This is a genomic window from Amycolatopsis sp. SID8362 (assembly GCF_010550475.1).
Lineage (GTDB): Bacteria > Actinomycetota > Actinomycetes > Mycobacteriales > Pseudonocardiaceae > Amycolatopsis > Amycolatopsis eburnea.
This window is the reverse complement of sequence record NZ_JAAGNB010000966.1, coordinates 12,920-35,134: the sequence shown is the minus strand read 5'-3', so window position 1 is coordinate 35,134 and position 22,215 is coordinate 12,920. Positions and strand designations below refer to the sequence as shown.

Genomic DNA, 22,215 nt, shown 5'->3' with positions numbered 1-22,215 from the left:
AGGAGCGACGATGCCAGCGTTCGGCCTGTTTCCCCCGATCCTCTACCCGATCAGCCTGCGGGACTGGGAAGCGGACGCCACCCCGGACGACCTCCTCGCCATCGCGCGGCGGGCCGACGATCTCGGCTACGCCTTCATCGCCTGCGGGGACCACGGCGCACTGGCCGTTGACGAACTGCGCATCTACGGGCGCGCCCGGTTCTACGACGCCATCGCCACCCTCAGTTTCCTCGCCGCCGCGACCCGGCGGATCGGCCTGGTCACCCTCGTCTACCAGGCGCACCTGCGCAGCCCGCTGATCGCCGCGAAGGAGTTCGCGACGCTCGATCACCTCTCCGGCGGCCGGTTGATCGCCGGGTTCGGGGTCGGCAGCCGCCGTCACGAAGCCGACGCCGCGGGGGTCGACTTCGACCGGCGGGGCGCCATTGTGGACGATCACATCGAGGCCATGAAAGCGTTGTGGGGCAGCGAAGTCGCCAGCTATCACGGGGAGTTCGCGCGGTTCGACGAGCTGATCTGCGAGCCGCGGCCGAAACAGCTCCCGCGCCCGCCGGTCTGGATCGGCGGGAACCGGCTGGTCGGCCTGCGCCGCGCCCTGCGGCTCGGGGACGGCTGGGCGCCGTTCGGGGCACCCCGGGACGCCATCGCCGACGTTCTCGGCAAGGTGCGGGGCATCCCCGAATGGGAGTCACGGCCCGATGGCTTCAAGATCGTCGCGCCGCTGGCGCCGCTCGGCGGGCGGGCGCCGCGCGGAGAACCGGCACCGTCGTTCGAGACGCCGGGCGACGGTGCTGCCGAACGTACAGCCGCCTCCGTCGAAGACTGGCTCAAGCTCGGCGCAACAGACTTCATCATCGACCTGCCGGCGCCGTCCCTGGCGGAATTCCACGAGGCGCTGGCGTGGTTCGCCGAGGTCGCGGCGCCTCGGGCGGGTCTGTCGTTCGCGATGGACGTGGCCTGAATTCAGACCTATCATGCGCATGATAGGAGTGCTCCACGACTAGTCGAGCACTCCGAACTCCATTCAACGACGATCGGAGTGCTGCGTGACCACCAGTCCGGCTTTCCTCCCCGAGGCGCCCGCGGTGGCGCCCCTGCGCAACGACAACGCGCTCAAGCTCGGCGTCTTCGCGATGAACTGCAAGGGCGGCACCACCCTCACCAAGGTCGAGTCCGGGCGGATCGTGCCGACCTGGCCGCAGCAGCTCGCGATCGCCAGGGCGGCCGACGCCGCCGGCTGGGAGTTCCTGCTCCCGCTGGCGCGGTGGCGCGGGATCGGCGGCGACACCGACCCGAACTCCGCGCAGTTCGAGGTCTTCTCCTGGGCGGCGGGCATCACCGCGGCCACCGAACGGATCCAGGTGCTCGCCACCGCCCACGTGCCGCTCTTCGAGCCGCTCGTCGCGGCGAAGCAGGCCGCGACCATCGACCACATCGGCCACGGCCGGTTCGGCCTGAACGTGGTCTCCGGGTGGAACGCGCCGGAGATGGCGATGTTCGGCAAGGCCAACCCGCCGCACGACGAGCGGTACCGCATCGCCGAAGAGTGGATCACGCTCATCGAGCGCCTCTGGACGGAGAGCGACCAGTTCGACTTCGACGGTGAGTTCTTCCAGGCGAAGAACGCCTACCTCGCGCCTCGGCCCATCCAGCAACCGCGGCCGGTGATCGTCCAGGCGGGCTCGTCGCCCACGGGCATGGACTTCGCGGCCCGGCACGCGGACTTCGGCTTCCAGGTGCACCCAGACCTCGGCAAGCTGCGGGACATGAACACGAACCTGCGCAAGCGCGCCGAGCAGCAGGGCCGCGAGATCGGGGTCCTCACTGTCGGCACCGTCGTGTGCGCCGACACCGAAGCGGAAGCCAAGCGCTACTTCGAGCACTACGTCGACGAGCTCGGCGACTTCGCCGCCGCGCAGAACCTGATCGACGAGCTGATCGGCGGCGACAACCGGTCGTGGCCGCGGGAGCAGTTCCGCGCGATGGCCCGCGGCATGATCGCCGGCTGGGGCGGTCTCCAGCTGGTGGGCACGCCGGAGCAGATCGTCGACCAGCTCGTCGAGGTGAAGCGGTCCGGCGCCGACGGCGTCGCCCTCAGCTGGGTCGACTACGAGAGCGGAATCGCACAGTTCAACGAGCAGGTGCTGCCGCTGCTCGTCGAAGCCGGCCTGCGGCAGAGCTGACCGGAGGGCCGATGTCCGAGGAAACCGCTCTCCACCAGGAACCGCCGGTCGCCGGGTACCCGGTTTCAGTGACTGTCAACGGAAAACCCCGGTCGTTGCTGGTCGACGGCGCCGCCCGCCTGCTGGGCGTGCTCCGCGACCAACTCGGCCTCACCGGAGCCAAGGCCGGGTGCGCGGTCGGTGTGTGCGGTGCCTGCACTGTGCTCGTCGACGGCGCGCCGACCAGCAGCTGCCTGACCTTCGCCGCTCAGGTCGATGGCGCGGAGGTGGTCACCGTCGAAGGACTCGCGGCTCACTCAGAGCTGCACGCGCTCCAAGAGGACTTCCTGGCGGAGGGCGGGTTCCAGTGCGGGTACTGCACCAGTGGCCAGCTGGTCACGGCCGCATCGCTGGTCCTGTCCGGCGAGCTGTTCGGACTATCCGATGAGGACATCCGGGAGCGGATGCTGGGCAACCTCTGCCGGTGCGGCGCGTACTACGGCATCGACCGGGCGATCGCGAAGGCGCGGGAGGCCGGATGAGCACGCGGTTCGTGTCGGCCCGCTCGTTCGAGGAAGCGTTCGCGGCGCTCGCCGGAGAAGAAGCCCTGGCCGTGGCCGGTGGGGTCTCGGTGGGCCTGCTGACCAACCTCGGCCTGGTCTCGGCCGCGACGCTCGTGTCGGTGTCGCGGATCCCCGAACTCCGCGGCGTGCGGATCGAGAACGGCGGGCTCGTCATCGGTGCGGCGATGACGCACGGCCGGCTGGCGGCGGATCCGGTGCTCCGCCGCGAACGTCCCGAAGTGGCCGCGATGTTCGGCCACATCGGCAACGTCCGCGTCCGGGCGTGGGGCACGGTCGGCGGGAACCTCGCGCTGGCCGAACCAGCACAGGACCCGCCGGTGCTGCTGGCCGCTCTCGACGCCGAAGTCGAGGTGGCGGGCGCCGGCGGTACCCGCCGGGTCCCGGTGGCCGAACTCGGAGACGGTCCCATGTCGACGGTGCTCGCCCCGGGCGAACTGATCAGCACGATTTTCGTGCCGTTGCCCGTCGCGGGGGAGCGGTGTTCGTACCGCAAGTTCCTGCCGAAGACCGCCGACGACTACGCGACGGTGAGCGCCGCGGTGCGGGTCCGCTTCGACGGCGCCCGGATCTCCGCCGCGCGGGTGTTCTGCGGTGCGGTCGGGCCGGTTCCGGTCGCGTGCGAGGAGGCGGCCGAACTCCTGGTGGGCCGGACCCACGACGAGCTGCGGGAGCCGGACGACGTCGTCGCGGCGGTCCGCGATGCGGTGTCCCCGACCGAGGATCACCGGGGCAGCGCCGACTACAAGCGGGAAATGGCCGGGGTGTTCGTCAAGCGTGCGCTGGTGGAAATCGGCTCGGGAGGTGGGGCATCGTGAACCGTCGCGCGATCGGCTCGGCGAAGGTGGACGGCGGAGCCGCGTACGTCGCCGATGTCCGGGCTCCAGAAGCCCTGCACGTGGCCTTCGTCCATTCCCCCTTCCCCCACGCCAGGGTGACCGGCGTCGACACGAGCGACGCGTTGGCCATGCCGGGTGTCGTGGACGTGCTCACCCATCGGGAGATCGGGGAGATCCTGCTCGGCCGCGCTCTGCGGGACTACCCCGTGCTCGCGGGCGACCGCGTGCTGTGCGCCGGGCAGCGCGTGGCCGCGGTAGCCGCGGTCGACCCGGCCACGGCCGTCGCCGCGGCGGCGGCCGTCGACGTCGGGTACGAACCGCTGCCGGAGATCACCGGGCTCGACGAAGCGATGGGAACCGACGATCCGCTGCACCCGCGGTACGCGGAGTACCCGGGGGCGGTCTCCGACCGGCCGGGCCCGAACGCGCAAGGCATCTGGGCCACCGAGGAAGGCGAGGTCGATCCCATGTTCGCGGCGGCCGGCCACGTCTTCGACCACACCTTCACCGCCGCCCGCAACCACTCCGCGCCCCTGGAACCGCACGCCTGCCTGGTGTCGGTGACGGAGGGCCGCGTCGACATCTGGGCCACGCACAAGGAGCCGTTCAACCTCCGTCGCCTCGTCGCCGAGGTGGGGAACGTTCCGGTGGACACCGTGCGCGTCCACTTGAGCCCGGTCGGCGGTGATTTCGGGTCGAAGGGGTTCCCGTACGTCGAAATCGCCTGCTACCTGCTCGCCCGTCGCACGGGGAGACCGGTGCGTCACACGATGTCCTACGACGAAGAGCTGACCACCACCGCGACGCGCCACCCGGCGAAGGTGCGCCTGCGGACCGCGGTCACCGGCGGCGTGGTGCGGGCGCTGCACGCGGAAACGGTGATCGACGGCGGTGCCTTCGGCGGCGTCAAGGCCGTCCCGATGGTCGTCATCCCCACCATCCACGCGCCCTACGGGTCGTACGCTGTCGCGAACCGGCGCGAGAGCTGCGTGAGCTACTACTCGAACAACCTCCCCGGCGGGCACGTCCGGGCGCCCGGCGAGTTCCAGGCGCTGTTCGCGTCGGAGTCCCAAGTGGACGTGATCGCCCACGAGCTGGGGATCGATCCGGTGGAGTTCCGGCACGCCAACGCGGCGAACGCGCGAGTCCGGCGGATCGTCGCGGAACTGCGGGAAACAGTGGGGAAGTGGCGCGCCGAATCCAGCGGGAAGCGGGGCGTCGGCGTCGCGCTGACCTTCCGCGATACGGGCCCGGGGTTGAGCACCGTCCGGTGCGTCGTGGCGAGCGACGGCGTGCGGATCGAGTTGTCGGTCGTCGACCAGGGCTCGGGCAGCTACTCCCTCTTCGAGCGGCTGGCCGCCGAGACGCTGGGCGTACCCAGGGAGTTCATCCGTATCCAGGCCGTCGACGTGGGCGCGGACCCGGCGCTCCAGGACTCCGGCACCGGCGCCAGCCGGGTGACCGCGGTCGCCGGCACAGCCGTGGTGGAGAGCTGCCGGGCGGCGTTGGCCGAGCTGGGTGGCGCGCCTGGCGAACGCGGCGGGTACTGGCCGTTCCGGCGGCTCGCCGAGCTCGGCGTCCCGTCCGTGGTCGCCGAGGGCACGGCGGCCGCCGGCTGGCCCGCGCCGCCGGACGTCGACGTCCGCAGTCACGCCGGGATCGCCGTCGAAGTCGGCGTCGACGAGGAGACCGGGCGGATCGACGTGCGCCGGGCGCTGCTGGTCGCCGACACCGGGCGCGTGTTCAACGAGGTCGCGCACCGGGGCCAGCTCGAAGGCGGGTTCGTCTACGGGCTGAGCCAGACCCTCCTCGAAGAGCTGATCGTCGAGGACGGCGCGGTTGTCACGGCGACGCTGGGCGACTACCGGATCGCGTCCGCGGCTGACGTCCCGCCGCTGGAGGTCCGGGTACTGGAGCCCGCCGCCGCCGACGACGACGCGGTGAAGTCCGTGGGCGAGCTGGTGAACATCGGGGTCGCCCCGGCCGTGGCCAACGCCGTGTTCGACGCCGTCGGCGTGCGGCTGCACGACCTCCCGCTCACCGCCGAACGCGTCCTGGCGGCGCTCAAGGCGGGGGCACGGCGGTGAGCGCGCCGCCGGGCTCCGACCGGTTCCGCGCGGTGCTGGGGCACTTCCCGACGAGCGTCGTAGCGGTCACCGCGCTCGAGAGGGCTGGGACGCCGGTCGGGATGACCGTGGGGTCGTTCTTCTCGGTGTCCCTGGACCCGCTGCTGGTCGGGTTCTGCCCGGCGCGCACCAGCACGACGTTCCCGAAGATCCGGACCGCGCCCGGGTTCGCCGTGAACCTGCTCGCCCACGACCAGGAATGGATCTGCCGCCGCCTGGCGGCCCGCGGGGCCGACAAGTTGCGCGGCATCGGCTGGCGGCCCGCGCCGTCCGGGGCGCCGGTGATCGAAGGCGCGCTCGCGTGGCTCGACTGCACCTTCGCCGACGTCCACGAGGCCGGTGACCACTACGTCGTGCTCGGTGCGGTCGCCGCGCTCGAAGCGGACGGCGACGGGGCACCTCTGGTGTTCCTCAAGGGAGCGCTCGAACCGGTCCGGCGCGGCTCGGGAGACTGAACGAACCGGCTGGGGTGGCGGCACCCCAGCCGGTTCGTCGTCAGCGGGCCGGGAGTTCGTCCGGTACCGGGCGCGGGGCCGCGGTATCGGCCAGCGACTTCCCGACCGACTCACGGCCGAGCAGCACGGCGGGCGCCGCGACCACGCACAAGCCCGCGATCACCACGACCACCCAGCCCAGCCCGCCTGCCGTCGTCAGGAGGGTCGCGCTCACCACCGGGGTCAGTCCGCCGACGATCGCGGCGAGCTGGTAGGCGAGGGAGACGCCCGTCGAGCGCAGCCGCGTCGGGAAGAGCTCGCTCAGCAGCGACGCGATGGTGCCCTGCGCGGCGGGGGTGATGAAGCTGAACAGCACGATGAACGCGACGAACAGCAATGCCGTCGAGTGGCTGCGCATCGCCAGCAGGAACGGGTAGGTGGCGACCGCGACGCCCAGCACGGAGGCGACGTAGACCGGTCGGCGGCCGAGCCGGTCGGAAACCAGGCCGTACAACGGGATCGTGAAGGTCGACAGCACCCAGCTCGCGCTGAGTGCGAGGAGCACGGTCGTGCGGGAATGCCCGGCGGCGACGGCGAAGCTCACCGCGAAGCTGCCGAAGAAGGCCGCGGACATCGTGGGCGGGATGCTCGCGAGGATCCCGCGGACCAGCGGGCCGAGGTGGCTCGCCAGGCCCGCCTTCTGCCCGCGCGCCCGCTTGGCTTCGACGAACAGCGGGGACTCGCTGATCCGCAGCCGCAGGTAGATGCCGAGCGCGATGAGCACGAAGCTCAGCAGGAACGGGATTCGCCACGCCCAGCCGAACAGCACTGGCTCCGGGAGCCCGGCGACGACCGCCATCACCAGGGTGGCGATGACCGCCCCGAGCGAGAGGCCGCCCTGCCCGATGCCGGTGTACAGCCCGCGCCGGCGCGGCTCGACGTGCTCGGCGATCATCAGCACGCCGCCGCCCCATTCGCCTCCGTGCGCCAGGCCCTGCACCATGCGCAAGAGCACCAGCAGGACCGGCGCGAGCGGGCCGATCTGTGCCTGGGTGGGCAGCAGCCCGATGACCCCGGTGCCGCCGCCGGCCAGGCACACCGTGGTGACCAGCACCCACCGGCGCCCGAAGCGGTCGCCCAGGTAGCCGAAGACGAAGCCGCCGAGCGGCCGGACCAGGTATCCCGTGGCGAAGGTGGCGAACGACGCGATGGTCGCGATCGCCGGGCTGAGCTGGGCGAAGAACAACGGCCCGAAGATCAGCGCCGCGGCGGAGCTGTAGAGGACGAAGTCGTAGGTCTCGATGGCGGTGCCGAGGCAGCTCGAGGCGACGACGCGGCGGACCTCGCGCCGGACGGTTCGCGGGTCGGCGGCGCTCACCGGGCTTGCCTCGCCGTCGCGGGGCAAGTCGTGGTTCCGACGGTTGTTGACCGGACACAGTCGAGCATCGTTGCTCCTTTGTGGATGGTGAGAGGCCGAGAACCGGACCAATTGCTCCTACTATTAGCCTGGATTTCGGGTTGGTCAAGCGTCTCTTCGGCCCACTCCGGGCCGGGCAGGTGAACGCGACTCGGCTTGACACCTGCGACTTCGCTCCTATCATTAACCTGATAATGGCTCGTGAAGGAGGAACGATGGCTGGACAGGGTCCGCTCGAGGGACGGGTGGCGATCGTGACCGGCGCCGGCCGGGGCATCGGCCGCGGTGAGGCCCTCGCGCTCGCGGCGGCCGGCGCCAAGGTCGTGGTCAACGACCTCGGCGTGGATCCGGACGGGGCGGGCACGGCCGCCGGTCCCGCCGACGAGGTGGTGGAAGCCATCCGGGCGGCCGGCGGCGAGGCCGTGGCCAGCTACGAGTCGGTCGCCGAATGGGAGGGTGCGGCCCGGGTCGTGGCGACGACGGTCGAGGCGTTCGGCCGGCTCGACGTGCTGGTGAACAACGCGGCCGTGGTGCGCCAGCACAAGATCGAGGACGCCGCCGAGGAGGACTTCGACGTGATGGTCGGGGTCAACCTCAAAGGCACCTTCGCGATGTGCCGTCACGCGATCCCAGTGCTCCGGCGCCAGGGTGGCGGGCGGATCATCAACACCACGTCGAACCAGTGGGCAGCGCCATTGGGCAACGCGGAGTACGCGTTGTCCAAAGGTGGCGTGACGAGTCTTACCTACGCGCTGGCCTGGGAGCTGCAGAACGACGGCATCACGGTGAACGCGGTCGCGCCGTTCGCGCTGACGCGGATGACGGCCGACCAGGCTCAGCGCGACGCGGCCCGGATCGCCGAGGGCGTGATGAGCGAGCGGCGGGCCCGCGCGAAGGAGCCGCGAGCCGACGCGGCGCTGGTCGCCCCCATCGTCGTCTACCTCGCGAGCGACGGGGCCGCGGACGTCACCGGCCGGGTGTTCCGGGCCGGGGGCGGCAAGATCGGGATGTACAGCCACCCGGTCGAAACGCGCACGATCTTCCGGGACGAGAACGCCGGGCCGTGGCCGCTCGAGGAACTCGTCGAGCTGCTGCCGCGGACCGTGCTGGCCACGGACACCAAGGCTCCGCACATCGTCTGAGCCGCCGATTCCCCGACGCACGCGCGGGGCCCCTGACGCACCGGGGTCCCGCGCGTGAACCATTCGTGCGCTAGGAAGGCTGCGCGATCGGCCGGTCGACGGCGGTCCGCTCGTCGATCGCGGGCCGGGCGTGGCTCAGCCGGGTCGCCATCGCGATCGTGCGCATCTCGTCGCACAACTCGGCGCGCCGCTTCAGGTAGACGTCCTCGAACGCCGGCGCCCGGGTGAACGCCCGCATCTCCTCGGCGCTGTCGAACCACAGCTCGGTCACCGCGTCGAAGTTGTAGCCCGGCGGCCGGTCGGCCACCGCGTTCACCACGCCGCGGCGCGTGCCCGCCGCCACCTCGGCGTGCGCCTCGGTCAACGCCGCGACGAACTGTTCGTTCGTCAGCGCGCGGTCGCGCTTGAGGAAGACGGCGAGGCAGTGCGCGCGCATGCTCCCGGGGCTCGCGAGGTGCTCGTGCGTCGTCAGGGTGAAGTGGCGGGCGTAGGTCGAGAAGGTCGCGAGCTCGTCCGGCTCCAACAGCTCCATCATCTCGTCGTGCTGCCACATCGCCGTCGCGACCTCGGGGCCGGTGAGGGTGAGGAAGTTGACGCCGTCGTAGTCGAGGGTGGCGCGCGCGAACACCGTGCGGTCGAACAGGTTCAGGCAGTGCGCGGTCTGCACGATGCCGGGCCGGATCAGCGGCATGCTGCCGGCGAGCAGCGAATGCTGCCGCCAGCGGACCACGAACTCGGCGGCCGACAGCGCGGGGTTGCGCCGGGCCAGGTACACCAGCTTGGTCGTCGGATCCGGTGCCGTCACGGGTCTCTCCTCGTTCGCTTTCGCTCTTGTCATCGATGGGTCGGCTTTCTATGCTAATTATAGGAGCAATCACGAAGACGTGAAGGTGGGCCATGACGACCGAAGCGGAACTCCAGGTCCGGGTGCTGGCAGCCCGGTGGGAAGCCGACGGGGTGATCTCGCTGCGGCTCGCGCGAGCCGACGGCGGGCAGCTGCCGCCGTGGGAACCCGGGGCGCACGTCGAAGTCGTCCTCCCGTCCGGCCGGATCCGGCACTACTCGCTGTGCGGCGACCGCGGGGACCCGTACTCCTACACCATCGCGGTGCTGCGCGAGCTCGCCGGCCGCGGTGGCTCCGCGGAGATCCACGACACCGCGCTCGTCGGCAAGGAGTTGCTGATCCGCGGGCCGCGCAACCACTTCGCGCTGCGCCCGGCCGGGTCGTACGTCCTCGTCGCGGGCGGAATCGGCGTCACGCCGATCCTGAGCATGGCGCGCGAGCTCGCGGCCCGCGGCGCCGACTGGCGGCTGCACTACGGCGGGCGCTCGCTGGAGTCGATGGCGTTCCTGCCGGACCTCGACCGGCTGGCGTGCGCGGCGGACGCGGCCGTCGACGTCCGGCCGCAGGACCGGTCCGGCCTGCTGCCGCTGGAGGAGATCGTCGAGGCGGCTCCGGCCGGCGCGGCGATCTACGGCTGCGGACCGGCGGCGATGCTCGACGCGTTGCGTGCGGTGGCGGGCCGGGTCCGGCCCGAGCTCGATGTCCACTTCGAACTCTTCACGGCCGGGACCACCGAGCCGGGCGAGGACGGCGCGCCGGACAGCCACGCGCGGCCGTTCACGGTGGTGCTGGCCCAGACGGGGGAGACTGTCGAGGTAGCCGACGGCACGACGATCCTCGAAGCGGTGCGTGACCTCGTACCCGAGGTGCCGTACTCGTGCGAGGAGGGTTTCTGCGGCACGTGCTGCACGAAGGTGCTCGGCGGCTCGCCGGTGCACCGCGACACCGTGCTCGACGACGACGAGCGCGCGGCGGGCGACACGATGATGATCTGCGTCGGGAGCTGCTCCTCCGCGGAGCTGGTCCTCGACCTGTGACGGGTGCGATGGGAGTGGACATGGTGGGTCTCGATCGGGCGGCGTTCCGCGCGCGGGTGTCGAGCGGTGAGCCGGTCATGGTGCAGTGGTGTCCCGACGCGCTCACCGCGCGGCTCTGCGAGCGGCTCGGGTACGACGGCGGGTACCTCGGCGGTGGCGGTCTGGGCTACTCGATGGCGATTTCCGAGGCGCTGCTGAGCGTTTCGGACCTCGCGGCGGCGAGCTGGCAGATCCGGCGGCGTTCCCGGCTGCCGCTGATCGTGGACGGCGGGGTCGGCTTCGGCGACGCGATCCACGTCGCCCGCACGGTGTGGGAGCTGGAGGCGGCCGGTGTGCACGCCATCGAGCTCGAAGACCAGGTCGCGCCGAAGCGCGCCAGTCATCATCGGCACGTCGAGCACCTGATCCCGCTCGAGGAGATGGTGGCCAAGATCCGGTTCGCGGCGCAGGCCCGCCGCGACCCCGACCTGCTGTTGATCGCCCGCACGGGTGCGGTGCAGAACGAGGACTTCGAGCGCGCCGTCGAGCGTCTCGCCGCCTACCACGAGGCCGGTGCCGACGTCGTCATGCTGCTGCCCGCGAACGACGAGCAGCTGGCCGAGGCTCCGGCCCGCCTTTCGGCGCCCGTCGCCACGCTCACGTCGTTCGACCTCCACACCGCCGAGGAGTGGCGGAGCCTGGGGTACGCGATCCTGATCGACGCGGTGACCGGCCAGACGGCGGCGTTCGCCGCGCTGCGCGAGGCGTATGAGCTGCAGCACTCGGGAAAACCCAGCGGTCGGCCGGCCGCGGAGTCGTTCGCGATCTACGAGAGCTTCCAGGAGCTCGCGGGCTTCGAGGAGCTGTACGACATCGAGCGCGCCACCACCGAGCCCGGCACCTGACCGGCCGCCTCAGTCGATCAGCACCCGGAACAGGGTTTCGAGCGTGTTCCGCAGCGTCTCTTCGTCCGCTTCGTTGAGCGCCGTGCTGCCGATCACCTTGCGCATCAGCCAGAATCCGTTGATCACCGCCAGCGCCATCGCCGCCCGCTCGGTGCCGCGGGTGCCCGGGACGACGTCGTACAGGTGCCGCTCGACGTGCGTTTCGATCCCGGCGCGCAGGATCTCCGCGGCCCGGGGATTGGGGGCGGACCGCAGGACGAGCAGGAACGGGTCCAGGTCGCCGGCGTCGGGTGCGGTGCGGCGCACGAGCGTCGCGGCGGCGTCGCGGGCCAGCGTCGCCGGGTCGGCGCCCAGCACGGTCCGCTCGGTCAGCGACACCTCGACCACCTCCGTGAACAGGCCTTCCTTGGAACCGAAGTAGCGGTTCACGAGCATCGCGGTAACCCCGGCCGCTTGGGCGATCTCCCGGACGCCGACGCCGTCGTACCCCGCGCGGGTGAAGGCTTCGATGCCCGCGCGCAGGATGGCCTCTCGGGTGGCGGCGGCGTCGCGGCGGCGTGGCTCAGTCATGTATACGAGTGTAGACTACGAGTAAGTCTACGCTCGTATACATGAGGAGAACGACACAATGGATCTGCAGTTGACCGGTCGGCGCGCGCTGGTCACGGGCTCGAGCTCGGGTCTCGGTGAAGCGATCGCCCTGCTGCTCGCAAAGGAAGGCGCCGACGTCGTCGTCCACGGGCGCGACGAAGCCCGGACCCGCGCGGTCGCGGAGAAGGTCGGCGCCCAGGCGGTGGCCGTGGGTGACCTTGCCACCGACGAGGGTGCCGACGCGGTGGCGGCCGTGGCCGGTGACGTCGACGTGCTGGTCAACAACGCTGGGGCGTACGACCACCTCGGCTGGGCGGACTCGACGCCCGAGGTCTGGCTGCGCACCTACGACGTCAATGTGGTGTCCGGCGTGCGCATGATCCACCGGTTCGTGCCGGGCATGCGGGCCCGCGGCTGGGGTCGGGTCATTCAGATCGGCGGCGGCCTGAGCGGTCAGCCGATGGCCATGCAGCCCCACTACAACGCGACGCTGGCCGCACGTCACAACCTCGCGGTGTCGCTGGCCCGCGACCTGAAGGGCACCGGGGTGACGTCGAACGTCGTCGCGCCGGGGGCGATCCTCGTCGACTCGGTGCAGCGCCTGTTGACCGAGATGGCGCCGGAGCGCGGCTGGGGTGCGGACTGGGTCGAGATCGAGCGCAATGCGGCCGAGGACTTCGTGCCCAACGACGTCGGCCGGTTCGGCCGGCCCGGGGAAATCGCGGGCGCGGTCGCGTACCTGGCCAGCCCGTACGCCGACTACGTCAGCGGTGCGACGCTGCGCGTGGACGGGGGAACGATTCGCTCGGTTCAGTGATGTCTGGACATCGCGCTTTTAAAGGATAATGATAGGAGCATGATGAAGGTGGCGTCGGTGGACGAGCTGTTCTCGGTCCGGGACAAGGTCGTGGTGGTCACCGGTGGTGGCCGGGGTCTTGGCGAGATGATCGCCCGCGGTTTCGTCGAGCGGCAGGCGAAGGTCTACATCGTCGGCCGCTCGGCGGAAACACTGACCGCCACCGCCGACCGCCTGGGGGAGCGGGGCAATTGCACCGCCGTGCCGGCCGATCTGTCGACGACAGGTGGGATGGACGAGGTCGCGGAAGCGTTGTCCGCCGAACCGGCGGTGCACGTCCTGGTCAACAACGCCGGCGCCAACGTTCGTGGCGAAGTGGACACCTACCCCGAGTCCGCCTTCGACGAGCTGTTCGCGATCAACGTCAAGCCCGTGTTCGGTTTGGTGCAACGGCTTCTCCCGAAACTGCGGGAAGCCGCCTCCCCGGCCGACCCGGCGCGGATCGTCAACATCGGCTCGGTGGTCGGGTTGAAGCCGTCGGGGCGCGGATTCGCGTACTCGACGACCAAGGCCGCGGTACACACGCTCACCCGGCACCTGGCACTGGCGCTGGGCCCGGAGTCGATCACCGTCAACGCGATCGCGCCGGGACCCTTCGAGACGGAAATGACGTCCGGGCGGATGGCCGAGATGCTCGGCAGGCTGTCGCTCACGCGACCCGGCGCGGATCTCGACCTCATCGGTGCCGCGGTCTTCCTGGCGTCCCGTGCCGGAGCATTCGTACACGGCAGTGTGCTGCCGGTGGACGGTGGGCTCGCCATCGCCTGAGCGGGAACAACGGGTCGGGAAGCCGGTCGGTCAAGCATCGTGGCGGTAGTCGTAAGAGCCGCGTCCGTGCACCGGACGGTACGCTCGGTCGTGTCGCCGGAGGCGAGCAGGGACGGGAACACCTCGGTCTTCACACCCTCGCCTTCGGCGGCGGCCTCGATCACCAGGTCGCCGTCGCCGCAGTCGTCGAGATCGAGGGTGTAGGACACCCGTGCGATCGCGTTCGCGGCGTCTTCACGTGTCGACCTCGGCCACCATGTCGTCACTTCTCTCGAGGGCGATTCGGTGGGAGATCGGGCGGGAGCCGGCTCACCTGGTGAACAACGACCAGTTCTCCGCGTGGACGAACCCCATCGCTTCGTAGAGGGGGACCCCCAGCGGGCTGGCGTGCAGGAACGCGGTCCGTGCGCCGAGTGCGTACGCATCGCGGAGCACGGCGGCCGTCGCGGCCCGGCCGTAGCCGCGGCGGCGGAATGGCGGGGGTACGGCGATGTTGAACACTCCCACCATGTCGTCGACCAGAACGCCGAAGGACGTCGCGACGCCGGTGCCGTCGATTTCGGCGACGTAGCCGTGCATGGCGAGGTGGTCCAGTACGGACGGCGCGGCGAAGACCGAGAAGAGCTCGGCCGGTCCCTCGTACCCGGCGGCCATCGTGGTGCGGTACAGCGCACTGTCCACACTGGATACTTCACGGACCGCGATCGCTTCGGGTTCGACGGCTGACTCGAGGTCCTTCAGCATGAAGGGCAGCAGCGTCCGCTGCCCCAGGTCGTGGGCCGCGGCGGTCGCGGCGATCCGGTCGTCGACTCGCCCGCCGCGGACCTGGAGGCTCCATGCCACGGATGTCAGCCGTGGTGACCCGGCGAACTCGGCGATCTCGTCGGCGTCCGGTTCGGCGGCGGTGCTGATGATCCCGTTCAGCAGGGGCATCGGCGCGCCGGTGACCAGTTCGGCGGTGCCGGCCGGACCGTCGCGGTGGAAGCCGCTTGGCTGGGTTTCGGCGAACAGGGCCATCGTCGTGATCCAGGCCCGTGCGGCCCGGTCGGTCAGGTGCTGGGTCATGTCGTCGAGTCTCCGAGCCCGATGCTGACAGTAGGTTGAACAGCCGCTGGCGTCATTCGTAGGAACACCCCGGGTTGGCCTGGTCCACGGCCAGCGGCTGCCCGGCCGGGCTGCGGTAGAGCACTTCGAGCACGACAGGTGTCGTGCCCAGATTGCGTCCGATGTGGACGTAGCCGGGGCCGCTCGCTTCGGAGATCACCTGACCGGTGTGGTAGACGCCATCGCTCTCGCAGGTGGCGTCGTCGTGGCTGAGCACGCCCTGCTTGACGTAGCCGGTGACCTGGCCGGGGTGGTAGTGCCAGCCGGTGCTGCCGCCCGGCGCCAGGGTGATTTCCTTGAGCACGTAGTCGGTGTCCCCGACGACGTGGTCGAACAGCGTGACCGCCGAAACGCCGCGGCCGGGCGTGGCGTCAGCCGTGCCGGGGAGCGCGGTGAGTGCCAGGCAAGCGGTGATCAGGGCGAGGGGCTTCCGGTCCATGAGGCAAACCTCGATCGTGGTGATGAGCAGTTGATGTGCGCCGCTTCAGCAGCGCGACGGCGGCGATCGTCGGTGGAACAGTTCCGGTCACCACGGCAGCCGGCCTTCGTCGTCGTAGAAGCCGCCCGTACCGGCGCCTTCGGTTGCCCAGTAGACCGATGCGCCGGCGCCTTCGTCCACCGTGCGGACGCCGCTGAAGCCGTTGAGGTCGGTCGCGGTGTAGCCCGGCGTCACCGAGTTGACTTGGATGTGCGCCAGCTCCGGATCGTCGAGAAAAGCGTTGGCGTACTTGACGGTCAGCATGTTCACCGCGGCCTTTGTCGCGGAGTAGGCGAAGGATTCGTGTGAGCGCGCGAACATCGTGCCCGGCTCCCCGGTCTTGCTGAACATCGCGGAGTCGCTGGCGACGTTGACGATTCGGGCCGCACGCGACTTCCGCAGCAGCGGCAGCAGCGTGTGGGTCACGCGGACCAGCCCGAACACGTTGGTCTCGAACTCCGGGCGCATCGCCTCCGCCGTGACTTCGGGGGCAGGGTTGCGGATCAGCACGCCGGCGTTGTTCACCAGGACGTCGAGGCGGCCGTACTCGCGGTCGATCGACTCGGCCGCCTCCCGGACGGAGTCGTTGTCGGTGACGTCGATCCGGAGTGGCTGCACGGTGACTCCCGCCTCGGCGAGCTGCGTCGCCGCACGAGCGCCGCGTTCGGCGTCGCGGCTGCCGAGGAGGACGGTGTGGCCGCGCTCGGCCAGCTGCCGTGCGGTGGCCAGGCCGAGGCCCTTGTTGGCACCGGTGACGAGGGTGATCTTTTCGGTGGGCATTGTTCCTGTCTCGGGGGATGAGAAGCGCCGCCTGAGGTGCGGTGCCTGTCCCGGACGGTAGGACCGCCGGAACCGTGCTCGCGAGCGTCAGGTGACGCTGCGTGTGTAAGTCGCCCTCGTCCGAGTCACGTCAATGAGGCACTAGGAGATCGAAACGGCGTCTAAGTGCTACAGTAGTGATGCACTTAAACGGAGAAGGAGCTCTCGCATGAGTAGAGTCTGGTTGATCACCGGAGCGTCCCGCGGATTCGGGCGCTGTCTCACCGAAGCGGTACTGGACGCGGGAGACTCCGTCCTTGCCACGGCGCGGCGGCCCGAGCAGCTGGACGACCTCGTGGCCCGTTACGGCACGCGGATCCGCCCGGTCGCCCTCGACGTCACCGACCCAGAGGCCGCCGTCCGCGCGGTCAAGGAGGCTGCCACCGGCTTCGGCCGGCTCGACGTGGTCGTCAACAACGCCGGCTACGCGAACAGTGCGGCGATCGAGGAGGTGGCCGAGGACGATTTCCGCCGGCAGATTGAGACCAACCTCTTCGGCGTCGTGAACGTGACGCGGGCCGCGCTGCCGCTCTTCCGGGCGCAGCGGTCCGGGACCTTCGTGCAGTTCTCCTCGATCGGCGGCCGCGTCGGCGGCACCCCCGGGATGGGTGCGTACCAGACCGCGAAGTTCGCGGTGGAGGGCTTTTCCGAGGTGCTCGCCAGCGAGACGGCTCCCTTCGGCGTGAAGGTGATCATCGTCGAGCCCGGGGCGTTCCGGACCGACTGGCAGGGCGCCTCGATGACCCGGCACGCCGTGGGGCCGGACTACGAGGAGACGGTCGGTGCCATCCACCGCTACCGGGACGCCCACGACGGCAACCAGCCGGGCGACCCGGCTCGCGGTGCGAAGGCCGTCATCGACGTCGTCGGCGCCGAGCAGCCGCCCCGGCGGCTCATCCTCGGCGGCGACGCCGTCGAGGCCGCCCGCAAGGCCGCCGAAGAACGCGCGGCCGAGACCGAGCAGTGGGCCGAGGTCAGCCGTTCGGCCGACTTCCCCCGCACCGAACGCTGAACCGGAGGATTCACCGTGGACGACACCGGAACCTGGCTGATCACCGGAGCTTCGAGCGGACTCGGGCGAGCACTGGCCGACCACGTCCTCGCGCAGGGTGACCGCGCAGTCGTCACGGCCTCCAGTATCGACGCCACGAGCGAGCTGGCTTCGCGCTAGACGGACACAACGCCGCCGTCGACTTCATCGGTGCGCTCGAAGAGCAGGAGGAGAGCGACTACCGGCGCCAGTTCGAAGTCAACTTCTTCGGCGCAGTGGCCCTCACCCGGCTCGTCCTGCCGGGCATGCGGCAGCGGGGAACCATCGTCAACGTGTCTTCGATGGACGGTCTGGCCGGCCTGCCGGCCAACGGATACTACTCCGCGGGCAAGTTCGCGCTGGAAGGGTTCACCGAGGCGTTGTGGCAGGAGATCGAGCCGCTCGGCCTCCGGGCCCTGATCGTCCAGCCCGGCTCCTTCCGCACCGGTATCGAGCACCGCACCAAGGCTCACCGGGGAACATGTCCGGCGTCAGACCGCTCATCATCTTCCGGAACACGCCTGCGGTCGCCGCGTAGTCTTCGATCGGCGCGCCGGAAGACCCCGCCCGCGCCGCCGAAGTGATGTACGACGAGGTCGTCTCCGGGCGGTCAAGGCACTGGGTGGTTCTGGGCAGCGACGCCTACCGCCGGATCGGTGTGAAGCTCGACCTGCTCCGGACGGAGTTCGATGCGGGCAGGGACGTCGCGTTCAGCACCGACTTTCCTGGCAGCGCCGACAAAGCCGTCCTCTGAGCCTCGGTTTGGCGGTTCGCTGGGAGGAACGAACTGCTGGCCGCGGTCTGCGGCGCCCGCTTGGACGGGATCGAGGAAGCCGTCCGCGGCGCGCGATTCGGTGAGGCGCCGGTGCCGGTGGCGCTGCACCGGTACGTCGACGGAATCGTCGGGGTGAAGGGAAGTCCAGTTGCTTGATCACGTCCAGCTCGTGGGTCAGCTGCGCGTACGCCCGCGGGTTCTCCTCCCGCGAGCCGTAGCGGGTGGCGGCGCCGGCCCAGGTTAGCTCGGCCAGATACGACATCTCGTCATGCCCGGCCGGAACGTCGAACGGCGGCAGGTCCGGCGCGACCAACTGCAGGTCGGTGGCGAACTTCAGGCCATCCCGACCTGTGCTGCTTCAGAGCAGGCCACCTTCACCTACGTCGACGCCGTGGAGATCGCCGTTTCAAAAGGTCATGACGAAAAGGTCGTAGGTCTCGAACCCGTACCGCGCTACTGCGGTCGCCCATCTCCGGTAGGTGCCGACCTCGCCGTGAACCGTTCTCCCTTGGACGCGTTGTGCTTTGATCAGCTTGGACAAGCGGAGTGGAAGTCCGTCGTCGGTCAGGGCGTCGGTGATGTCCTGGCCGCTCGCGTCGGCGAGCTTGACCAGCAGTTCGCGGGCGCCTTGCGGATCGCTGACGAGGGCGGCCAGCAGCAATGCGGCGGCTTGGTACTCCTCTCTGATCAGGAAGTACTCGAGGTGTTCGGGTGGGACGGACAGCCTTACCAGGCGGTAGAGGTTGGCGAGCTTCTTCGTTGCCCGCGGGGTCGGGAGCAGCCAGACGAGGTCGGCGAGGAAGTCCTGTTCGAACTGTTGGATCCGCATGCCTTCCGGTGCGAGGTCGACATCTTTGGGTGAGCGGGTCGTCATGCGGGGCTCCGCCGCCACCGGAGTCGGGACGGCGTGCTCGACTTCCGCCTGACGCGGTGCCGTGGTGTCGGTGTTCTCTTGCGTGGCGGCAAGCTCGTCGGTGACCTGGTCCGGTGCGGCCGGTTGGGTCTCGTCGGCAACGGGCAGCATCGATCTCAGGTAGTCAGCGGCCTTGGTACCCATTGGGCGGAGGGCGAACGGGATGTGGAAGATCTTGTCCAGGTAGTCCAGCGGTGTGACCGCATCGCACAGCAGGCCGCGGTGGTGCCGGCCGAGCGCCTTCAAAAGCCATCGCGGATCGACCGCCACGACGACCATGAACAGGTCCATGGTGAGGAGGAGATTCATGGCCTGGAGGACGTCGGCGACGCGTTGGGGTGTGCAGCGGTCGAGGTCGTCGACGTAGAGGACGATGCGCTGAAGTGGTGGCTTCCCTTGTCCGCCGTCGTCGGACCAGGCGGTGCGCGCGGTCGCGAGGTCTTCGCTCAGCCGTCGTAGGTCGTGGTGGATGCGTCCGGTGAGACCGCGGAAGCTTTCGTATCGCTCGGCGGTGCTGATCTCGGCGAGCAGGCGGTGGAGCCGGTGCGCCGGTTCGACGCGTGCGAGTGCGTCGTCGGCCTTCCTGATGTCGGCGTCCAGCTCGTCCTTGCGTCGCAGCAGTTGGTTGCGAACATTCTCGGTGGATTCGCGCAGGGTGCGCCACGCGGCGGCTACGGGTGCGAGGGCGCCGACCGTGATGCCGATCCACGTCAGCTGAGCTTGCCCGAACGAAGTGGCCACCACGATGCCGGCGATACCGACCAGCGTGAGGAGCAGGTAGGGCCAGCCTCGACGGCTGAACAGCTCTCGTCCGCCGCTGATCACCGCGGCTTTCGCCACCTTGACGCTGCGCAGGGGTGCCCGGGCGGCGGCGAACCAGCCGCGGTCGGCTTCGATGCGATCGATCGCGTCGAGGTCGGCGGTTAGCCGGTCTCGATCCGTTTTCCGTGTGGAGAGGGTCGTCTTCAACTTCGCGACCTGCTCGGCGGTCGCGTCGTCAGTGGTGATCTTGTTCGCGGCGAGCTCGCGGAACATGTGCTCGACGAGCCCGACCCACAGGTGATCGTCGCTGTAGTGCCACGCGTTGAACGTCACCTGCTTGATGTTCGATACGAACGTGCTGTCCGGCGACTCACTGGAGCGTCGTGCTGCTTCCGCGAGCCATTCCCGTAGCTGCAACATGAAGGTCGACTTCCCGGAGCCCCAGTCACCGAGCACCGCGATCGACAACGGCGGACGTACCGTCGTCGCCGCCAGCATCGCGCCGATCAGCCGGACGTCGCCGCCGATGTCGAGTCGGTCTTCGCTGCTTTCGAGGTCGCTCTGAACGTCGGCGAGCACCTCCCGGACCATCGGTGGGCTCGCTGCGTCAGCGGACAGCTGCGTGCGGGACTCGTGGGCCCATCTGCGTACTGTTCCGTCCGCGGATCCGGAGAACAGCACGGTGCCGTCGTCGTCCAGGAACGCCAGTGAAGTGATCGTGCCTTCGTGGCTGCCGAAGGGTTCGCCGACCGGCTCGCCGGTCTCGCTGTCCCATTCGCGGATGAGCTGATCGGTTGCGCCGCTGACGATGCTGCGCCCATCCGGTGTGAACCGCACAACGGTCACCGACCCGTTGTGGCGTTGGCTCGGCGATGTCATCGGCTGTCCGGTCGCGGCATCCCAGACCCGGACACGGCCGTCACTTCCGCCGCTGACGATCCGTTTCCCGGCTGGATCGACCGACACCGTCAACGCGGCGTACCGGTGCGCGCTGATCGCCTCGCCGACTCGTTCACCGGTCTGGGTGTCCCATCGAAGCAGACGGCCGTCTTTACTGCCCGCCGTGATGATCTGAGCTCCGTCCGGGGTGACGCAAACGGCGTTCACCTCACCCCGGTGCCCAGTGAGCGGTTCGCCGACCGGTTGCCCGGTATCCCGGTTCCAGCGGCGTACAGTGCCGTCCGCGCCAGCGGTGATGATCCACTGGCTGTCCGGTGTGAACGTCACCGCGCGGACTCCGCCGGTGTGTCCGGTCAGCGGTTCGCCGGAGTACTGGCCGGTATTCAGGTCCCATCGGACGATCGGGCCGTCTTCGCCGACGCGGACGAGCTGGTTACCGTCGGGCGACAGCGCGATGGCGTTGACCCAGCCGTCCGGCGCTCGAAATCGCCCGAGCGCTCTCCCAGTCCTGCTGTGCCAGCGGCGGATGGATCCGTCGATACTCGCGCTGATCAGCTCGTTCCGCACGGAGTCGACAGCGAGGGCGTTGACTGCCACGGCAGGCCCGCGGAACGCTTCGGTGCGCACCGCCGTGCGACTGAAGGTCCATCGGCCGATGGTGCCGTCGTTGCTGCAGCTGAACACGCGGGTGCCATCCGAGCTGGCCTGGATGGCGCGAACCCAGTCCGTGTGGCCGCGGTGTGGACTGCCCACAGCGGTACCGCCAGCCAGCTCCCAGCGTCGGACGGTCCCGTCATCGCCACCGCTGATGATGTAGTTCCCGTCCGATGTGACGACGACTGTGAACACGGCGCCTTCGTGGGCGCGAATGGGTTCGCCGATAGCGAGCCCGCTTCGCAGATCCCACTGCCGGATCGTGCCGTCACCACCTCCGCTGACGAGTCGGGTGCCGTCCGGCGTCAAGGCCAAGGCGTGTACCCAGCCGGTGTGGCCGATGAGCGGATCTTTGAAAATCCCCTCCGGCGAGGCCCGCTGAATGGAGCTGTCTGTGCCCGCCCAGACGATTTGATCGGTCGCCGGCGATACGCACATGGCCCGCACCGAGCCCGGATACGGGAACGTGTTGAGCAATCGGCCGTCGGTCAAGTCCCACTGCCTCAGCTTGCCGTCATCTCCACCTGCGAAGACGTGGGTGCCGTCGGCGCTGATAGTGATCGTCCAGATCAGTCTGGTGTTGGTGCTGGTGCTGAACGATCGGATGAGCTGGCAAGTCTCGACGTCCCAGATGCGAACGACGCCGTCGCCGCCACCGGTGACGATCTGCCGGCCGTCGGGGGTGACGGCCACGGCGAGCACCCAGCGCGTGTCGGCGTTGATCGGCCCGCCGATGGCACGCTGCTTGATGGAATCCCAACGCCGGAGCGTGCGGTCGCCGCCCCCGGTTGCGAGCCAGCTGCCGTCCGGCGTCGCTGCCATCGCGAAGAAGGGCCACAAGTGCCGTGCGAAGGGTTCGTTGTCCGCCATGTGAAGGGAGTCGCTGTCTTTGGGCAGAACGTAACGGCTGCATGCGCCCGACGAGCACGAGTCAGCACCGGCGCGACTCTGCAGCAGTGTTCGGCGCTGCGCGCGGTCACAGCTTGTCTCCAAGCTGGCGAACAGCCGGAGTTAGGGGCATGCCGCGTCGAGCACGAGATAGCTTCTGGAGGTTCCGCTGATGGCTTGTCGTCTGTTAGGAAAGTCGAGACCAGGTCGT

The 22,215-nt window shown here is 69.8% G+C and carries 22 protein-coding genes and 2 pseudogenes; 15 read left to right on the top strand and 9 right to left on the bottom strand.

The genetic code is table 11. The annotated features are described in order from the left end of the window. Positions 1–10 precede the first annotated feature (10 nt). From G3I65_RS29785 to G3I65_RS29760, 6 genes are all read left to right on the top strand, one after another. Positions 11–961: a TIGR03619 family F420-dependent LLM class oxidoreductase gene (locus tag G3I65_RS29785; RefSeq protein WP_160699036.1), complete on the top strand. Its 951-nt coding sequence runs from the start codon at positions 11–13 to the stop codon at positions 959–961. Between the two features lie 85 nt (positions 962–1,046). Further along, complete coding sequence (locus tag G3I65_RS29780; RefSeq protein WP_160699035.1) at positions 1,047–2,183, top strand: LLM class flavin-dependent oxidoreductase; 1,137 nt, start codon at positions 1,047–1,049, stop codon at positions 2,181–2,183. Between the two features lie 68 nt (positions 2,184–2,251). Continuing rightward, a complete protein-coding gene (locus G3I65_RS29775; protein ID WP_309235794.1) occupies positions 2,252–2,704 on the top strand; it encodes a 2Fe-2S iron-sulfur cluster-binding protein in 453 nt (150 codons plus the stop codon). Next, positions 2,701–3,561, top strand: coding sequence for a xanthine dehydrogenase family protein subunit M (locus G3I65_RS29770; protein ID WP_160699033.1), 861 nt, complete (start codon positions 2,701–2,703; stop codon positions 3,559–3,561). The genes G3I65_RS29775 and G3I65_RS29770 overlap by 4 nt, the downstream gene beginning before the upstream one ends. Beyond that, on the top strand, positions 3,558–5,669 hold the full coding sequence (locus tag G3I65_RS29765; protein ID WP_160699032.1) for a xanthine dehydrogenase family protein molybdopterin-binding subunit: 2,112 nt from the start codon (positions 3,558–3,560) through the stop codon (positions 5,667–5,669). Before G3I65_RS29770 ends, G3I65_RS29765 begins: the two co-directional genes overlap by 4 nt. Continuing rightward, positions 5,666–6,163 (top strand): flavin reductase family protein, encoded by a 498-nt coding sequence (locus G3I65_RS29760; protein WP_160699031.1) that lies wholly within the window; start codon positions 5,666–5,668, stop codon positions 6,161–6,163. The genes G3I65_RS29765 and G3I65_RS29760 overlap by 4 nt, the downstream gene beginning before the upstream one ends. A 40-nt stretch (positions 6,164–6,203) precedes the next feature. Here G3I65_RS29760 and G3I65_RS29755 read toward each other — a convergent pair whose 3' ends face one another. Further along, positions 6,204–7,520: an MFS transporter gene (locus tag G3I65_RS29755; protein ID WP_160699030.1), complete on the bottom strand. Its 1,317-nt coding sequence runs from the start codon at positions 7,518–7,520 to the stop codon at positions 6,204–6,206. A 254-nt stretch (positions 7,521–7,774) separates the two neighbouring features. Between G3I65_RS29755 and G3I65_RS29750 the strand changes: the two genes are divergently transcribed. Further along, positions 7,775–8,701 (top strand): SDR family NAD(P)-dependent oxidoreductase, encoded by a 927-nt coding sequence (locus tag G3I65_RS29750; RefSeq protein WP_160699029.1) that lies wholly within the window; start codon positions 7,775–7,777, stop codon positions 8,699–8,701. Between the two features lie 70 nt (positions 8,702–8,771). Here the strand turns inward: G3I65_RS29750 and G3I65_RS29745 are convergent, their stop codons facing one another. After that, positions 8,772–9,506, bottom strand: coding sequence for an EthD domain-containing protein (locus G3I65_RS29745; protein WP_160699028.1), 735 nt, complete (start codon positions 9,504–9,506; stop codon positions 8,772–8,774). Positions 9,507–9,598: 92 nt separating this feature from the next. On the opposite strand from G3I65_RS29745, the gene G3I65_RS29740 reads away from it, so the two are divergent. Together G3I65_RS29740 and G3I65_RS29735 are read left to right on the top strand one after the other, a co-directional pair. Continuing rightward, on the top strand, positions 9,599–10,582 hold the full coding sequence (locus tag G3I65_RS29740) for a PDR/VanB family oxidoreductase (RefSeq protein WP_160699027.1): 984 nt from the start codon (positions 9,599–9,601) through the stop codon (positions 10,580–10,582). A 20-nt stretch (positions 10,583–10,602) separates the two neighbouring features. After that, positions 10,603–11,466, top strand: coding sequence for an oxaloacetate decarboxylase (locus G3I65_RS29735; protein ID WP_160699026.1), 864 nt, complete (start codon positions 10,603–10,605; stop codon positions 11,464–11,466). Positions 11,467–11,475: 9 nt separating this feature from the next. Here the strand turns inward: G3I65_RS29735 and G3I65_RS58610 are convergent, their stop codons facing one another. Then, positions 11,476–12,036, bottom strand: coding sequence for a TetR/AcrR family transcriptional regulator (locus tag G3I65_RS58610; protein ID WP_166640748.1), 561 nt, complete (start codon positions 12,034–12,036; stop codon positions 11,476–11,478). 58 nt (positions 12,037–12,094) lie between these two features. Between G3I65_RS58610 and G3I65_RS29725 the strand changes: the two genes are divergently transcribed. Together G3I65_RS29725 and G3I65_RS29720 are read left to right on the top strand one after the other, a co-directional pair. Continuing rightward, positions 12,095–12,874, top strand: a complete 780-nt coding sequence (locus G3I65_RS29725; RefSeq protein ID WP_160699025.1) for an SDR family NAD(P)-dependent oxidoreductase — start codon at positions 12,095–12,097, stop codon at positions 12,872–12,874. A 57-nt stretch (positions 12,875–12,931) separates the two neighbouring features. After that, positions 12,932–13,681 (top strand): SDR family NAD(P)-dependent oxidoreductase, encoded by a 750-nt coding sequence (locus G3I65_RS29720; protein WP_163046777.1) that lies wholly within the window; start codon positions 12,932–12,934, stop codon positions 13,679–13,681. Between the two features lie 119 nt (positions 13,682–13,800). Here G3I65_RS29720 and G3I65_RS29715 read toward each other — a convergent pair. From G3I65_RS29715 to G3I65_RS29700, 4 genes and pseudogenes are all read right to left on the bottom strand, one after another. Then, a pseudogene (locus tag G3I65_RS29715) lies at positions 13,801–14,106 on the bottom strand (hypothetical protein); the annotation flags it as partial. After that, positions 13,991–14,746: a GNAT family N-acetyltransferase gene (locus G3I65_RS29710; RefSeq protein ID WP_160699023.1), complete on the bottom strand. Its 756-nt coding sequence runs from the start codon at positions 14,744–14,746 to the stop codon at positions 13,991–13,993. The gene G3I65_RS29710 and the pseudogene G3I65_RS29715, both read right to left, overlap by 116 nt. Positions 14,747–14,798: 52 nt before the next feature. Further along, positions 14,799–15,224: a cupin domain-containing protein gene (locus G3I65_RS29705; RefSeq protein WP_160699022.1), complete on the bottom strand. Its 426-nt coding sequence runs from the start codon at positions 15,222–15,224 to the stop codon at positions 14,799–14,801. 87 nt (positions 15,225–15,311) lie between these two features. Continuing rightward, positions 15,312–16,043: an SDR family oxidoreductase gene (locus tag G3I65_RS29700; RefSeq protein WP_160699021.1), complete on the bottom strand. Its 732-nt coding sequence runs from the start codon at positions 16,041–16,043 to the stop codon at positions 15,312–15,314. 208 nt (positions 16,044–16,251) lie between these two features. Here G3I65_RS29700 and G3I65_RS29695 point away from each other — a divergent pair, with 208 nt between their 5' ends. From G3I65_RS29695 to G3I65_RS56580, 4 genes are read left to right on the top strand one after another with little or no spacing between them, the layout of a single operon-like run. After that, the gene (locus G3I65_RS29695; protein ID WP_160699020.1) at positions 16,252–17,094 is read left to right on the top strand and encodes an oxidoreductase; all 843 of its coding nucleotides are present in this window, start codon (positions 16,252–16,254) and stop codon (positions 17,092–17,094) included. A gap of 15 nt (positions 17,095–17,109) precedes the next feature. Further along, positions 17,110–17,253, top strand: a complete 144-nt coding sequence (locus G3I65_RS58360) for a KR domain-containing protein (protein WP_203612542.1) — start codon at positions 17,110–17,112, stop codon at positions 17,251–17,253. A 26-nt stretch (positions 17,254–17,279) separates the two neighbouring features. Continuing rightward, positions 17,280–17,696: an SDR family NAD(P)-dependent oxidoreductase gene (locus tag G3I65_RS59115; RefSeq protein ID WP_375336732.1), complete on the top strand. Its 417-nt coding sequence runs from the start codon at positions 17,280–17,282 to the stop codon at positions 17,694–17,696. Beyond that, a complete protein-coding gene (locus tag G3I65_RS56580; RefSeq protein WP_203612541.1) occupies positions 17,696–17,866 on the top strand; it encodes a hypothetical protein in 171 nt (56 codons plus the stop codon). The genes G3I65_RS59115 and G3I65_RS56580 overlap by 1 nt, the downstream gene beginning before the upstream one ends. Before the next feature lie 157 nt (positions 17,867–18,023). On the opposite strand, the pseudogene G3I65_RS59110 reads toward G3I65_RS56580, so the two are convergent. Together G3I65_RS59110 and G3I65_RS29685 are read right to left on the bottom strand one after the other, a co-directional pair. After that, positions 18,024–18,227 (bottom strand): annotated as a pseudogene (locus G3I65_RS59110) (hypothetical protein); the annotation flags it as partial. Positions 18,228–18,293: 66 nt separating this feature from the next. Continuing rightward, on the bottom strand, positions 18,294–21,986 hold the full coding sequence (locus tag G3I65_RS29685) for a P-loop NTPase fold protein (protein WP_160699019.1): 3,693 nt from the start codon (positions 21,984–21,986) through the stop codon (positions 18,294–18,296). Positions 21,987–22,215: the final 229 nt, after the last annotated feature.